The sequence below is a fragment of the Acidicapsa borealis genome (assembly GCF_059115245.1).
Map to the genome: position 1 here is coordinate 3,127,167 of NZ_JCACNY010000001.1, position 15,233 is coordinate 3,142,399.

The following is a 15,233-nucleotide window of genomic DNA, read 5'->3' on the forward strand; positions in this document are numbered from 1 at the left end:
ACACAGGCCACCTATGGCTGCATGGTGATCGTGGCGGTGAGTGCAGCCTCGCTCGAACCACCAGCCCAGAAGGTGTATTGCCCTGGCTCGACAACCCATTCCTTCTGCATGTTCCATATCTCGAGTTCATGTTGCGGTATGTGGAACGCTACCGTCTTCCTTTCGCCAGCTTTGAGGTGGATGCGCGAGAAGCCTTTCAGTGCCCGCTCGGGCGTTTCCACACTGCTGTAGTCCTGGCGCATGTAGAGCTGGGCTACTTCGTCGCCCTCGCGGGTGCCGGTATTGGTGACATTGACTGTCACTTCCACATCTGCATTGCTCTTTGCAGCGGGTGCCTTGGCAACGAGGTTAGTGTACGCGAATGTGGTGTAGCTAAGGCCGTGGCCAAAGACGAAGAGCGGCTTGCCGTCATCGTCAACGTACTTGCGAACGCGGGAGGGATCGGCGTTGTAGAAGACAGGTAACTGGCCGAGGCTACGCGGGAAAGTGATGGTTAGTTTGCCGCCGGGATTGTTGTCGCCGAAGAGCGTTTCCGCGATTGCCTGACCGCCGAACTCGCCGGGATACCAGGCCTCGAGAATAGCTGGGATATGCGCCTTCGCCCAGCCGATGGTGAGCGGCCGGCCGTTCTGCAGTACGAGCACGATGGGCTTACCCGTGGCGGCTACTGCTTCGAGCAGTTGCTCCTGCGTTCCGGGGAGATCAAGGCTGGAACGGTCGAAGCCTTCGCCGGAGATGCCCTGATATTCGCCGAGCGCGAGGATAACTGTGTCCGCGCTCTTCGCGAGTGCAACAGCAGCGGGAATATCGCTGCCGTCGCTGGTTTCTAATCTCGCCTGGGGCAGCAATGTTTTCACGCCCTGCACGATGCTGATCCGCTTGCCATTCTCTTCCTTCTCGTAGTCGCCATAGCGGGCAATAGCTGCGTTGGGCCCGATGATCGCGATGCGACGCAGAGACTTTGAAAGCGGCAAAACGCTGTTGTCATTCTTGAGCAGCGTCATCGATTCGCGCGCAGATTGCAGTGAAACAGCAAGGTGCTCGGGAGCGCGGTGCACGTGGGCGTTGAGCGAAGGATCGACGTAAGGATGATCGAAGAGTCCGAGCATGAACTTGACGCGCAGGATCGCTCGTACACTGTAGTCGAAATCGCTCAATGGCAGAGAGCCTTCGTTTACGCAGTCAATCAGGGCCTTCTGGTAGACATCATGCGGAAAGTCATAAAACTGCATGTCGACGCCGGAACGGTTGGCGAGGCAGATTGCGTCCTTCGGTGTCGGGGCGACGCGGTGCGCCGTGTAGAGACGCTCAATCGCACCGAGGTCCGAGAGGACGAAGCCATGGAATCCCCACTCCTTACGAAGAATTGTTTCGAAGAGCAACGAGTCCGCGGTCACGGGGACGCCGTCGATTTCGTGATAAGCAGCCATGACGGACATGGCGTGACCTTCACGAAATGCCGGCTCGAAGGACTTGAGCATGACGGAACGAAGTTCGCGTTCGCCGATGTGGACAGGCGAAGTATTGGTGCCGCCTTCGGGCGAACCATGGCCGGCGAAATGCTTGGGTTCTGCAATGACGTTATGGTCGGAAGCGAGGCTCGTGCCTTGCGCTCCGCGGACATAGGCTAAACCAATCTGGCCGGTGAGATAGGGGTCTTCGCCGAAGTCTTCTTCGATGCGGCCCCAGCGTGGTTCGCGGGCGAGATCGAGGACCGGCGCGAGAATCATGTGTACGCCAGTGGCGCGGGTTTCAGCGGCAATTCCAGCGGCGGTTTGCTGCGCCAGAGATGGATCCCAGGTTGCGGCCAGGTTCAATGGAGCGGGATAGACTGTGCCGTTGTCGAAGCCGTGAAGACCTTCTTCGATGAAGAGAGCCGGTATACCAAGACGGCTATGGTTAATGGCCCATTTCTGAATTTCGTTGGCCAACGCGGGCGAGGGGTAGAGGTCGTGAATTCCTCCGGCTCCGAGTGTTCCCCAGGCCTCTTCGGCTTTGGCGGGAAGGAACTTTGCGTCCGGCGTGGCGTGGGTTTCGTCGCTGGTCTTGTCGACGAGCAGCCTGGCGGAAGAATAGAGATCAAGCTGGCGGACCTTCTCTTCCAGGGTCATGCGCGAAAGCAGGTCTTCCACGCGCTTTTCAATGGGGGCGTTTGGATCTTTGTATATTGGAGCATCAGCCTTGGTTTGCTGGGCTGACAAAGGTGATACCAAAGAGAACGTAGCAATACATGCAGAAGAGGCGATGGAGAGTGCAGACAGATGGAGTGCACACAAGAAATGCTTCAATGAATTCCCTCGAGTGGTGAAGGTGTTATTTCGGGGAGAGCTTGTAGATTTCGGACCCGGCTAACAGATAGGCTCCTACGCCAAAGACATAACTGGATGTGGCAGCATACTTGTCGGGCGATGCTCCGACCGGCTGGATGCAGCCGAGACGGCCATCCTGGTAGACGTGCTGGAGTAAACCCGCCCACGCTTTCTGTACCACAGGCATATAGGTCTTGCGATCCAGGATGCCATTGCGGATGCCCCATGCTAACGCATAGGTGTTGAATGCGGAGCCGGAAATTTCGGGAAGTGGGTACGCTTCTGCATTCAGCAGGCCCGGACGCCAGAGGCCGTCAGCGCCTTGAACTGTGGTGAGGGCTTTGGCCATCTCCTGCAGTTGCTTCACGTATTGCTGACGATCGGGGTAGTTGGCGGGCATGGCTTGTAAAACGCGGACCAGGCCGGCCATGACCCATCCGTTGCCGCGAGACCAGAAAAGCTTGTTGCCGTTGGCTTCCTTCTTGTCGAGGAAGGTCGCGTCGCGTGAGTAAAGGTGGAGTTGGGGATCGTAGAGCAGGGCCGATGTAAGCCACCACTCGTGATTCATGTAGTCGAGATACTTGCGATCGCCGGTGATGCGGGAGAGGTCCGCGAGGACAGGAGGTCCCATGAAGAGCGCGTCGCACCACCACCAAAGGATTTTAGCGGGATCGTCCTTGCTCTGCACGAGCGCGTTCATGCTGGCTTGCGTTGGGGCGAGGATGGCAGGGTCAGCGTGAAGTTGATACAGCTCAAGGTAAGTCTGCCCGATGGCGTGGTCATCGGCGAACCTTTTGCGTGGCCCCAACTGCCATTGAAATTGCTGGCCCATGTCGTGCATCGCGGACTGGTACGTGGTGCCGTTGATCTCAGGTGGAACGGCCATGAAACCTGCGTAGAGCGCAGCGAGTGTCCAGTCCTGGAGGTAGTTCCCTTTCGCTCGATTGAGTTGCCAGTCGGCTACTTTACGGATGGCGTGGGCGACATCTTTCTTTTTGAATGCAGGCGAGAGGCCGGTGGCCAGTGGGCCGGCGTCCGCCGGTGCATCGCCGACTGCGCTCTGCTTTTCTCCGGGTTGCAACTGAGCTGCGAGCGATAACGGTGCGGGCATCGCGAGAAAGCAGAGACACATGCCGAGGAAGATCCATGTCGTCTTTAGAGCGAGGTTTCGCGAAGCGCCGAAGTGAGGCACCGATGTCTCCTATTTGACGTCTGGGGTGGTTGGTGTGATCCGGAAGTTGTGGGGTTTAGGCTTGGCTTCGTCGTAGATGCGGGTCTGAAGGACGTCCTCGAAGTGCGTGAGGTCGGTCGCACCGGGTTCGGCATTGACGCCTGTCTTCCATTGATTGACGAGCATGCGGAGGCGCACGTAGTGGGCATCATCGCGGTCACGGATGAGCCAGCTCACGCTGTATGCCTGCCCGCGCATTGGGGTTCCATAAAGAGCGAGATTGACACCGTGGGAGAGCTCATCGCTGGTGAACTTTGCGACGGGGTTGTCGTCGATGGTGAGCTGGTAGGTGCCGGGTTTGAGGTGTTCGATCTTCAGTGGCTGCTGGTCGAGATCATCAACGAAGGTGCTGAGCTGGCTCAGGTAATGGTAGCCGGCATGGTTTTCGGTATCGACGGGCAATGGAAGGGCTTCGTCGAGCTCTGTCCAGGAGAGCGTGCCATTGCTGGCGGTGAGCGCGGAGACTCGGGCGCGCTGCTGATCGAGGGCTTTGGCGCTTGCCGCGTCAATACTGACAGATGATACGAGCGACGGCGCGTTCCAGCCTTTGAGGATGGCTGCTGCCATGAACCAGTGAGCTAGTTGTTCGGGATGAACGCGATCGGGGATGAGCATTTGGGTAGCGGTGGGCATAAGGCCCTGGCCGGTTTTCAGGCTTTCAACGAAGGGTGCGTTCAGGTCGATGAATGTGGCTCTATGCTTCTTCGCGAGACCCTCGTCGAGTTTCGCGAAGTGAACGAGAGTGGCGTTGTAGCCGCCTGGGAACTTCTCCGGCCGGGTCACTTCGTCGTAGGGTGACGGGCCGAGGAGCGTGATGCGTGTGCCCGTGAGATTCTTGTGGATTGATTCGAGAATATGCTCGTAGCCCTGGGTGTATTGCGATTCGATCTCAGGGGTAAGGGCGCGATAGCCGCCGTCGTTCATGCCGAGCATGATGGTGATGACAGAGGGCTTTTCGGGGAAGACGTCACGGGTAAGGCGCAGGTCGATCGGGCCGCCTCCGCCGCCGGTGACGCGGTCGCCGCCGATGCCCTCGTTGTAGAACGTAACGGGCATGCTGGGAAAGCGCGTGGTGGTGTACACCGCGATCATCTGCGTGTAGTAGCGCTGCTCGGTGATGCTGTCGCCGTAGAAGACTACGGTGTCATTCGCGTGCAGGTAGTAGGGCTTCTGCGCATCGGATGAGGTCTGGCTATGGAGCGGGCTGAAGAATGGCATGGCGAGCAGCAAAGCAACGGTTGTGCGCGCTATGAGTAAATGGGTTTTCCATGTCATGTACCGGGCCATCCAACAGGTCATATTGCGACTCCCAGATGAGGATACACGGCTGGTCCCGGAGCTGTCTGCAACGACCTTCTATTATGGCTGGCGCAGTCGGGCAAGAGGCTCCGCCAACGGAACCGCGAGGTCCCGCGCGTTGAAGGTGGACTTGGTGAGGCCGCGTTCGGAGTGATGAGCGCTCTGGGTGGCGATGTGGCTCCACTCGTGCAGGATGACGTGGGCGAGAGCGAGGGACATAGCCTGGTTACGCTCGTCGCGGTTCATACCGGAGATTCGTGGAGCGAGCAGCTGGGTGATGCGGTTGCAATCGACGTGTGCAAAGGATTCAAGGTGGCCTTGGGTCGATTTGGTCCAGCCGAGGGGACCTGTCACGGGACGCGGAATTGCCGGAGTGATGTGCGGGGTCAGGATACAGCTGCCATGCAGGAAGACGGAGATAGACTGGTCTACTACGATGCCGGGAGCGATTGCATCGCCGCGCAGAATTTGAAGCCGGATATGAGCCAGCGCCGGGACGCCGGCGGTGCGTTCGGACTCGATCGCCGCATTCAGCGCGGACCACTCCTCTGCTGGAAGCGGGCGATCGGAGAAGATCGCCATGGTCACAGGGCTGGCGGCCGGCTCCGATTGTGCACTGAGGCAGGCGCCCTCGGCCGTGACGACTACTAGGAACGAAAGCAGAAGATGGATGCGGCTTCGGACTCTCATGGGCCAAGTCTCTGCCCGTTTTTCTGATGCGTCCAATAGATTGATAGAATCGTATCCATCTGAATTGGAGATAGTTCCCATGGAAGTTCGTCAGTTGCAGATTTTCCGGATACTTGCTGAAGAGCTGAACTTCACTCGGACTGCGGAGCTGGTGCACACCGTGCAGTCAAATGTGACGACGCAGATCAAGGCACTCGAAGAGGAGCTGGGTGCGCCTCTGTTTGACAGGCTGGGCAGACGCGTTTCGCTGACGGAAGCCGGGCGCCGGTTTCAGCCGTTCGTAGAGCGGGCTCTGAAGGCAATGGAGGAGGGCCAGAGAGCGATAGTGGCGGGTGCGGGGCCGAGCGGCCCGCTGCGCATTGGTGCTCCTGAGAGTGTGCTGGCATACCGGTTGCCAGAGGTGATACGAGCGTTTCGGAAGAAGTTTCCTGAGGTAGAGCTGGTGTTCCGGCCATTTGCCGATGCGAAGCTGGCGGCCGAACTGGAGACAGGCAAGCTGGATCTGGCGATTCATATGGATGATGAGGGGATTCCGCCAACGTCGCAGCCTGCGGCCGGAATGCGGATCACTTCGATGCACCTGCGTAATGAGGTTGTCCATCTGCTGGCAGACATGAGTCATCCGCTGGCGCGTTTCGCGACGGTACGTGCCGGCGATCTGGAGGGCCAGGTGCTGCTGTTGACCGAGGCGGGTTGCGGATACAGGGCCAAGCTGGACAAAGTACTGGCTTTGGCCAATGTACGGCCTGCGAGCATCGTGGAATTCTCGAGCGTAGAGGCGATCAAGCAGTGTGTGGCGGCGGGGATGGGACTGGCGTTGCTGCCGGAGATTGTGGTGTCTCGCGAGGTGCGATTACAGCAGTTGAAAGCGCTGGCGTGGGATGGTCCGGCGTTGGATATCGCCACGCACCTGGTGTGGCACAAGGATAAGTGGATTTCGCCGGCGATGTCAGCGTTCATGGAGATGATGAAGGATAAATTGGAAGCCAGTGACGAGCGTCAACCGAAGTTGACGCTCGGTGGTGTGCTGGCTGGCTAGGTCGCTATTGCACTGCGGGGCGAAGCGTTACTCGTTTGGTGGTGATCGTTAGCTTGGCGGGGGTTAACTCTGGTCCATCCCAGCCTTCCTTGACGGCTTCGATGTGAATTTCGCCGGGGCGTTTGGTGGATTGCAGAATGACCTGGGCGAGGCCGTTGAAGAGGCTGCGTTTGGGCTCCTTGTCGGACTCCTGGCAGTTCGGATCCCCGTTGCCTACGCCGATGAGCGCGCCGGCACCGGAGACTTTGAAGCCGATGAGATTGCCAGCCGTGGGGACGTGGCGGCCTTCCTTGTCAAGAACCTCAACGCGGATGATGCTGATGTCTTCACCATCTGCGTCGATCTCTGTACGGTCGGCTGTGATTTTGATGGCCGCGGGCGTGCCGGTGGTTTCGCGTTTTTCGGTCAGGACGACTTTGCCGTCCTTCGTGCCACGGGCTTCGATGGATCCTGCGACATACTTGGCGGTCCATTCCACGTGGCCGAGGTGCGGGACTTTCTTACTGCCAACGCTGGTCCCGTTAACGAAGAGTTCAACTTCATCGAGGTTGGTGTACGCCCAGATCTTGATTGGCTCTCCTTCCTTCCCTTCCCAATTCCAGTGCGGAAAGAGATGCAGGACGGGCTCTACGGGACCGCGCGGCCACCATGCTTTGTAGTAGTAGAAGGTGTCCTTGGGAAAGCCGCACATGTCGACGATGCCGAACTGGGAGTTGACCGACGGCCAGCCGTAGGGAGTTGGTTCGCCGCGGTAGTCAAAGCCGGTCCAGGCGAAGCCGCCGGCTTCCCATTCGCGTTCGCCGTAGAACTTCCACCACTCTTCCGCAGTCTCGCCCCAGGGCACGACGCCGTCGTAGTCATTGACGGTGTTGCGCAATGGATCGGACGAGTACACGCCGCGCGTGGAGATGGCACTGGAGGTTTCCGAGCCGTAGATGGCCAGCTTGGGGTGCTTCTTGTGGTAATCCTCGGGAAATTTGAGGTTGTAGTTGAACCCAATGATGTCGAAGGTCTTTGAGATGCCTTTCTCGTTGTCGCCGTTGACGGCGGCGGAGACGACACGCGTGGGGTCGAGCTCGTGGCAGCGCCGGACCATGGTGCCGGCAATCTTAAGGCCCTGTTCCGCATCGTCGTTCTGGAGCGCCCACTCTTCGTTGCCAATGGACCAAAGGATGATGGAGGGTGAGTTTCGATAGCGCTTGACCATGGCTTCCAGCTGCGCGAGGCCTTCCGGGTTCGAGCTCATCTGGCGGGTTTCGCACATCATCATGAAGCCGAGGCGGTCGCAGCCTTCAACCCATTCCGGGGTTGGAGCGTTGTGCGAGGTGCGGACGGCGTTTCCGCCCATCTCTTTCAGTACGCCAAGACGGAAGTACTGCAGGCGGTCAGGCAATGCTGCCCCTACGCCGGCATGGTCCTGGTGATTGCAGGTACCCTGGATCTTCATCGATTTTCCATTAAGGAAGAAGCCCTTGTCGGCGTCGAAGAGTACGGTCCGCGCTCCGAAGGCGAACTTCTCGGCATCTACGGTCTTGCCTGCAGATTCGACTGTAACTACGGCGCTGTAGAGGTTTGGAGTCTCGATCGACCATAGCGCCGGATTGCTGATTGCGGCGCTTGCAGTGTAGATGGCAGAACCGTCTGCAGCGATCGACTGCTGCGCGGCTTCCGCAGTGGCTACGGTCTTCCCTGCCGGATCAAGCAGCTTCCAGGAGACTTTAGCGGTGGCTGGTTGTGCGCTGTCATTCTGCACAAGCGTGCCCAAACTTACGGTGGCGCTATCGCCGTTCACGGCGGTTCGCGCGTAGCTCTCAAATTTGCCGAGGTGAATGGCATCGGTCTTGGTGAGCCAGACGTGGCGGTAAATGCCGGCACCCTCGTAGAACCAGCCGTCGCCGAAGCTGGCGTCGACGCGGATGGCGATGGCGTTCTTGGCACCGTAGCTTAGAAAGTCAGTGATGTCGAAATGGAAGGGTGCGTAGCCGTTGTCGTTGCGACCGATGAAGCAGCCGTTGACCCAGACGATGACGCTGCGGAAGGCGCCGTCGAAATCGAGGGTGATGCGGCGGCCGAGGTCTCCAGCGGGCAGGTCGAAGGTGCGGCGGTACCAGCCTACGCTTGTATCCGGGTAGCGGCGACCGAGGGGCTTGAAGCCATGAGAAGCGAGTGCTTCGTCACGGACGAAGGGTAGCTCGACGGCCCAGTCGTGTGGGAGATTGAGAGTGCGCCACTTTGCGTCGTCGAACTTCACTTTGGCGAAATTGAAGTCGCCCGTCTTGGCGAAATCACCCTGATCGTTGCCGAATCCGAGGTCCTTCGCCGGATCGCTGGCGTGGCCAAACTGGAACTTCCAATCGAAATCGAAGAGAAGCTTTTCACGTGGAGCGACGGCGGGCTCCGTGGCGTCGGCTAGGGCCTGAAGTGCGTCGGCATGCGCCCATGCGGAGCGCGTAATCAGTGAGGAAGCGGACAGGGCGGTGCCTGAAATCAGGCCGGTGCGGAGAAGGTCGCGGCGCGAAAAGCTGGACATGACGGAAGTCCTCATTTGAAGCAGGATGGCAGTGTCTGTGCGACTGCGAATATACAGGATCGAGGTGCGGATGGTAAACGCTTTCATCCTGGAAGCCAGCCTGCGGCCTGCATGCCGCTAGGCAGCCTCCTCTGGTACACTGATTTACGGCGAGTTCATTACTGGAGAGATGGCCGAGTGGCTGAAGGCGCACGCTTGGAAAGCGTGTATACCGCAAGGTATCCAGGGTTCGAATCCCTGTCTCTCCGCCACCTTATTCTTATTTACATTCAATCGTTTCTATAACGGCAAATCAGAGACCGTTCGACGGTTACTTCATGCCCAGGTCTGTGAGAAGTTTTGGACTGGCCTCATCCACGACGAGCAGATTGTGGCACATCGAACAGTCATTCGTGATGGTCTTCCCTTGCCTGGTGTTGTGATTGCCGTCATGGCAGCGAAAACAGCCTGGATAGTCGTTGTGGCCGAGGTTATTCGGATGTGTTCCCCAACCGGTCTTCATTGAGGGAAACACGTTCCTGCTATAGATGCCTGCCAGGATTCTTGCACCTAACTTGATCTGATTCCGTTGTGCGTTCCACACGAGTGGATACTGCGATCGATAGAAGTCTTCGAAGCCTTCAGTGATCTTTCCATTCGCCTGCTGTTCCGAGGTGTAGGTCGCTTTGATCAGCGCCAGCCCCTCCTTGTGAGCGAAAGGAAGGGACACGCTGGGAGAGCCCAGAGCCATGTCTTTATTGAGAGCCTCTTCCGGTGTCTCAAAAGAATGGGCTGCGCGATTGTGACAATCGATGCAGTCCATCACATGCCTTTGACCGGAGCCAGCACTTGGTGCACCCGTGACGGTGAACTCGGTCACAGACCCGTCCTCATTCTTCTTGCCAACCCATGAGATCGACTGATTCGTCGAATCAGTCGATACGTACTCGATGTGGCCCATATGAGCTCCGTGGATCCCGCTCAGATTGCCTAAATGATCTTTGCCTCCAACGTGCATCATTGCGAGTGACCGCGTGACGGAATTCTTTTCGTCGTCGGCATATGTTGAACTCACCAGCAGCTTGTCTGCCGAGAGCCTGTCCGGGTTATGGCAGTTCACGCAGGTATCGCGCGCGGCGGGGACTTTGCCATCTGCCATGATGGGTCGTGGATAGTTATGCAAGATCACCATGAGCAGTTGCTTTGTTCCGTTCACCTTGGCATGCACGTATCCAGGCACACCCGGCGCGACATGACACTCCGTGCAGACAATGCCGGCATGTGGCGCGAAGTGGTAAGCGCTGAATTCCGGCTGCATGACGTGGCAGGCTTGACCACAGAAGCTTGTTGTATCCATATAGGCTACGCCGCGATAACTTGCGGTGCCGACGATGACGAAGTTGATGAACGTGGCAATGACGACGAAGTCTATGCCGTGCCGAAACACGGGGTCTGCAAAATCGATCTTGGGGAAGGTATGCGGCAATTGTCCCAGTGCCTTCAGACGGCGATGCCGCAGCCATATGCCGCATGGAATGAGCATGAGTCCGAAGATGAAAACAGCGGGCAGGCAGAGATCGAAGATGATGCCAAGGTAAGGGTTATTGGAACCGCCGTGGCCCAGAACTGCAACGACCCAGAAACCAATGAGGGTCATCGCGGAGGCGCTCGTGATCGCACCTCCAATGAGACTTACCGGGTTGTTCCCGAAGAACAGTATCGGGCGTAGCCAGTTCTTGCTGAAGTCGCTCAACAGGGTCATATACGCACGACTCCGAACACTACTTCTTCTGCAAGGTATGGATGTAAGCAATCACCGATTTGATATCTCCGTCGGAGAGTTTGCCGGTGTACGCAGGCATCTTTCCTTTGCCGTTCTTCGTGGCCGCAAACAAATCCGCGTCTGACTTACTCAGGATTTGCGGGTCGTTGAACGGAATCGCTTTCATCGACTTGCCTGCAGGAGTTGCGCCCATTCCATCTGCGCCGTGACACATCTGACACTTGGCCGTGTAGGTGGCAGATCCGGACGCCTGCGCCTGGGCGATGCTACCCGTAATCGACAAGCTCAGGACTATGACTGCAACGCGAAACGTTCGATTCAACATGGTTTGTTTCTCCTATGGGACAAAGGTTTGGCTTACGCGACCGTCAGAACTCGTAGTGCAGTTTCAGGGTCACGTTATTTGCATGAAAGTTTCGTGGTGCAGTCAGGCCGGCTGGCGATTCTGTAAGACCTGTGGGAAAGGGCAAAGAGGCGCACGGCACGACCGCCGACGTAGTCGATGTGGAAGTGCTGCAATACTGAGGCCCGGACGGACCGCCCTCACCGTAACCGAAGAAGTTGTATTCCGCCTTTGCGATCAATCCCTTGTGGATGGTCCACGCAAGATTGACGAATGGCGACTGGTAAGTGGAGTTCAGCGATCCATTAACAGATCGAGCATCATTGAAGAATTGACTCCCATTTACAGCGCTGATGCGATAGCCAAATGCAGAGTGGATCTTGTTTACGGGAGAAAGTGTTATCGCCACTGATCCGAACTGCGTCGGAGCATCCATGAAATCTCTCGCATGCCAATCCACGAGCTGAGTCTTCGAACCTCGCGAGTAAATTCCCAGGCACACATCCGGCAACCCACCGCTCGTCAAAGAGGCGGTGCCAGGTAAAGTGTTTGTAGCGCCACTGTCGTAGCAGATATTCGTCGCAGTGTATACGTCGCTGTAGGCGTAATTGAAATCAATTCCGTAGTGTTCGTTGGGTGAAAGAACAGTACCCAGGCTCACGATTCTACTGTGATCGACATGATTGATGGGGCCTTCGTATGGATCGTCGCCTGCCAAGACTGCGCTCTGGTTATTGTTCGTGTTGTTGTGGCGCTCCAGATCATTGAACGCACCCGAAATCGTAATCCACGGCTTTGGACGGTACATGGTATGGAAGCGGTAATGCTTCGTCTGTCGCGGGCTGACCGGGGTAAAGACGTTGTCGGCATAGAGCACTTCGACAGTGCCGTTCACGCTCCAGTTTGCAGAAGGACGCAGAGCAGCATTGAAGATTCCACCATTCTGATTGATAGTTACAGTTCCATCTTCAGTCGCACCAACTGCCAGTGGAACGTTGTGGGGTGTACCCTGAGCGATAGTGTGAGTTTCATGACGAAAAGTGAGCGAAACCGTAGCACGTGATGAGACATCCCAGGTTCCCGTTACATTATTGGTAAGAAAGTTCTGGCCAAAGTACGCGGTAAGCGCAGTGCCGACTGGTCCACTCCCTTCGAAGGATGACGATCCGGGTGCAGCAATTTTTGTGATCAGCCCTCCCGAATAATTGATGGTCTCGTTCCCCGTAGTTGCAGGAGTCGAAAGAGTTGTGACACTGGTAAATGTGGCGCTTCCCGGTTGGTGTGCACTGGAGAAATTCACCTGTTCCGAGAGGCTGATCGATTTGGATGCCTGCCAAACGATGCCGAAGTCTGTAGCGATTACGGCGCGGCGGGCATTCGCGTTGGCAGTGTAAGTGAGCGATCGAGTCGTACCGCTCAGGCCCTGATAGCTATCGTAATAATTCGGCAGGTTCATGTTCGCGTTGGTATAGCGGAAGTCGCCGTTCATCGCGATGTTCTTGATACTCGAGCTTTGGAATCGAAGTATCTCAGTGGGATAGAGAATCCTGGTGGGTTGCGAACGCAGGTAGCCGGTGACGACGGCGCATGCTGCATTGATCACCGGAAGACCGCCTGGTGTTGACGGCGCGGAGAAGATGGGCGTGGCGCCTATGCTGTTTGCATTGCAGGCCTTGCTTGTGGGATACGGTGTCTGACTGTCGTAGTCCCCCAGAGCTACTTTCGTTCCATCAGCCTCCTGCGCATTGAAGTCGCTGGGGAGCATCGTAAAGAAGGAATCTCCCTTGTAGTGATCGATCTCTTCCGCGAAGGTGAACGTCGTTCCCCGGATCGGCTTCCAGTCAATGGCTCCTGTGAAATTATCGGAACTATTGCGCTGGTACTCTTCGAGCACAGCGGCATACATGGCGAAGGGATAACCACTCGGACTGCGGCTCGGACCTTCGAAAATGTTCTGAGAGTAGCCCGCGCGATATGTAACTCTTGCGAGTGGAAACACGGTGAGGTTGGTGTCCGTCATGCGGCGGACTGTGTTGAACAGGAACGGAGATTGTGTAACCTGTGGCCAGGCAAAGGATCCTGTAGGCGCACTTGGCGGCCCGATCGGAATCGACTGCCCACCTGGAATGTTCGGATTTCCAAGCAGATCGTAATCAAAGTATTGACGGTCGCGTCGAAACATCCCCGTAAACTCGTAGATCTTACCCTTGAATACATTGACTCTCGTGAAGCTATTTGGATCGCCGCCGAATCCTGTACTCACGCCGGTGAAGCTGTCGACCAGGGTATTCTTCGTTCCTTTCAGAGCGCGCATCTCGAATGTTTGACCAAGCACCCGAGGCCCGGATTGGAGGTTGACAAGGGTGTCATACATGGCGCCACTGCCCGTAAGGCCGGTGATCCTTCCCCCAACGTCTAGGCTGTGGTGGATGCTGTAGCCGGCAGGTGCAGATACGGTTGGCTCCGGTGTTGGGATTGGGTCAGTGGGCGTTGGGTTTTGGGCAAAGGCCAATCCGGCTGTCGCCATCCATGCTACAGCTACAGCGCATGGAGCGATGCGTCTGGCCGTCGCCGGAAAGAACCGTTGATCTGATCTGCGGGATAACAAGCCCGTGTTCATGACTAGCCTCACTAGAAAACCCGTCGCCTCTGTAGAAGATTCACAGCTCGTGTCAAAACAATCCGCGCATATTATCGTAGGAACGCCGGATTGACATTGGAGCCATGAATATAAGTGTGGCAACTGGTGCACGGCGTCAGCTCGGACGATCCCGCACTTATCCCATGGACCGCAGCGGATGCGACCGGACTATGGCACTGATTGCACAACGTATTCACATTCGGCATGTTCAAGAGCCTTGCATTCTGCGAACCATGCGGAGTGTGACAGCCTAGACAGCCCTCAGCCTTGACTGGGGCGTGCTCGAAGACGAAAGGCCCGCGTGTCTCTGTGTGACACTTCGTGCAGATCGCGTTCTGATCGACAGTGGATTTGAGATTGTTGTTGCCAAAGGTTCCATGCGAATCGTGGCAGTCGGAGCACTTGATCAAGCCCTCATTGATCTTGTGATGAAAGGGCATATCAAAGCTCGGTTTGACATCGGTGTGGCACTGAAAGCAAAGGGCTGGTTGGCTGACTTTGAGTAATGCAGTCTCTGGAGCAGATTGATGCACGGAGTGGCAGCTGACACAGCTGACGTTCGCCCTCGCGTGAGGAGAGCGAAGAAAGTTCGGATGAGCGCCTGCATGGCACCCAAGGCAAGTGGCATCGACGATCTTGGCACTAGCTTCCGCAAGATCGAGAATCTTCGTCTTGTCGCCACCTGACTCAACGTGAGCCTTCCCCGCGCCATGACAACTTTCGCAGGTGACGCCCTTGCCTCCATGCTCCAGCGCCAGTTTGGCGTGAGGACTTGAATCGAAGCGGTTCGACTCCGTGGCGTGACACGTTGCGCAAGTCTCAGAACCGACAAAGTCTGAGGCATTTTGTGGAACCACTGTACTGATAGGTGGATCCTTCAGATGAGGGTTCGAAACGGTCTGGGCATTTGCGTGCGACTGAGCAATACAGAGAAGTCCCATCGCCATCGCTAACGTCCTGGACCAATTTCTCAATTTGCACCTGACCTTCGGTGAAGAGTGCCTGGATGGACTGCTGACCGGCTTGTGTCTGACTTGCTCCCAGATGGCAATCACAGGTTACCGTCCGGTTGTAAGGGTTGCTGTGACAGCGATCACAGAACAACTGTCCGTCTAAGCTCCGGCGTCGCAGAAGCGGAAGACTTGCCCAGCATGGACCTCACAACAGGATGGGGTCTGAGCAATGTAGCTCGTTTTATTTCGCGAATCAAAGACTTAGGAATGGATGGATACGGCTGAGCGCTATGCGCTATCGAGACCAGTCTTTCGGAGAGCATCGTCACTGCGCTGGTGAGGCTTCTTCGATGGCAGGCTGCTTCACTGCCCTCCTGCATCTGCGCCCCTTCTACTCTTGATTCGTATCGAAGGTCATGATAGAGACGATCGCCTC

The 15,233-nt window shown here is 57.0% G+C and carries 10 protein-coding genes and 1 tRNA gene; 2 read left to right on the top strand and 9 right to left on the bottom strand.

The features are described 5' to 3' along the window. Positions 1–11: 11 nt before the first annotated feature. The 4 genes from AC5S27_RS12895 to AC5S27_RS12910 all read right to left on the bottom strand — a co-directional run bounded on the left by AC5S27_RS12895 (position 12) and on the right by AC5S27_RS12910 (position 5,529). On the bottom strand, positions 12–2,132 hold the full coding sequence (locus AC5S27_RS12895) for a glycoside hydrolase family 3 N-terminal domain-containing protein (RefSeq protein ID WP_493934963.1): 2,121 nt from the start codon (positions 2,130–2,132) through the stop codon (positions 12–14). Between the two features lie 181 nt (positions 2,133–2,313). Further along, positions 2,314–3,501 carry a glycoside hydrolase family 88/105 protein gene (locus AC5S27_RS12900; RefSeq protein ID WP_493934964.1) on the bottom strand — a complete coding sequence of 396 codons (1,188 nt, stop codon included), beginning with the start codon at positions 3,499–3,501 and terminating at the stop codon, positions 2,314–2,316. Positions 3,502–3,510: 9 nt separating this feature from the next. Further along, the gene (locus tag AC5S27_RS12905; protein ID WP_493934965.1) at positions 3,511–4,815 is read right to left on the bottom strand and encodes an SGNH/GDSL hydrolase family protein; all 1,305 of its coding nucleotides are present in this window, start codon (positions 4,813–4,815) and stop codon (positions 3,511–3,513) included. Between the two features lie 84 nt (positions 4,816–4,899). Beyond that, on the bottom strand, positions 4,900–5,529 hold the full coding sequence (locus AC5S27_RS12910; protein WP_493934966.1) for a hypothetical protein: 630 nt from the start codon (positions 5,527–5,529) through the stop codon (positions 4,900–4,902). A gap of 79 nt (positions 5,530–5,608) precedes the next feature. Between AC5S27_RS12910 and AC5S27_RS12915 the strand changes: the two genes are divergently transcribed. Next, positions 5,609–6,568 (top strand): LysR family transcriptional regulator, encoded by a 960-nt coding sequence (locus tag AC5S27_RS12915; RefSeq protein ID WP_493934967.1) that lies wholly within the window; start codon positions 5,609–5,611, stop codon positions 6,566–6,568. 4 nt (positions 6,569–6,572) lie between these two features. On the opposite strand, the gene galA is transcribed toward AC5S27_RS12915, so the two are convergent. Further along, positions 6,573–9,098 (bottom strand): beta-galactosidase GalA, encoded by a 2,526-nt coding sequence (gene galA, locus AC5S27_RS12920; protein ID WP_493934968.1) that lies wholly within the window; start codon positions 9,096–9,098, stop codon positions 6,573–6,575. A gap of 163 nt (positions 9,099–9,261) precedes the next feature. Here galA and AC5S27_RS12925 point away from each other — a divergent pair. Next, positions 9,262–9,349 (top strand) — tRNA-Ser (locus tag AC5S27_RS12925). A 59-nt stretch (positions 9,350–9,408) separates the two neighbouring features. Here the strand turns inward: AC5S27_RS12925 and AC5S27_RS12930 are convergent. From AC5S27_RS12930 to AC5S27_RS12945, 4 genes are all read right to left on the bottom strand, one after another. Further along, the gene (locus AC5S27_RS12930; protein WP_493934969.1) at positions 9,409–10,839 is read right to left on the bottom strand and encodes a NapC/NirT family cytochrome c; all 1,431 of its coding nucleotides are present in this window, start codon (positions 10,837–10,839) and stop codon (positions 9,409–9,411) included. A 19-nt stretch (positions 10,840–10,858) separates the two neighbouring features. After that, positions 10,859–11,185, bottom strand: coding sequence for a c-type cytochrome (locus tag AC5S27_RS12935; RefSeq protein ID WP_493934970.1), 327 nt, complete (start codon positions 11,183–11,185; stop codon positions 10,859–10,861). A 43-nt stretch (positions 11,186–11,228) separates the two neighbouring features. Continuing rightward, a complete protein-coding gene (locus AC5S27_RS12940; protein ID WP_493934971.1) occupies positions 11,229–13,730 on the bottom strand; it encodes a hypothetical protein in 2,502 nt (833 codons plus the stop codon). A 164-nt stretch (positions 13,731–13,894) separates the two neighbouring features. After that, entirely contained in the window at positions 13,895–14,791 is an 897-nt protein-coding gene (locus tag AC5S27_RS12945; RefSeq protein ID WP_493934972.1) for a DmsE family decaheme c-type cytochrome, read from the bottom strand. Positions 14,792–15,233: the final 442 nt, after the last annotated feature.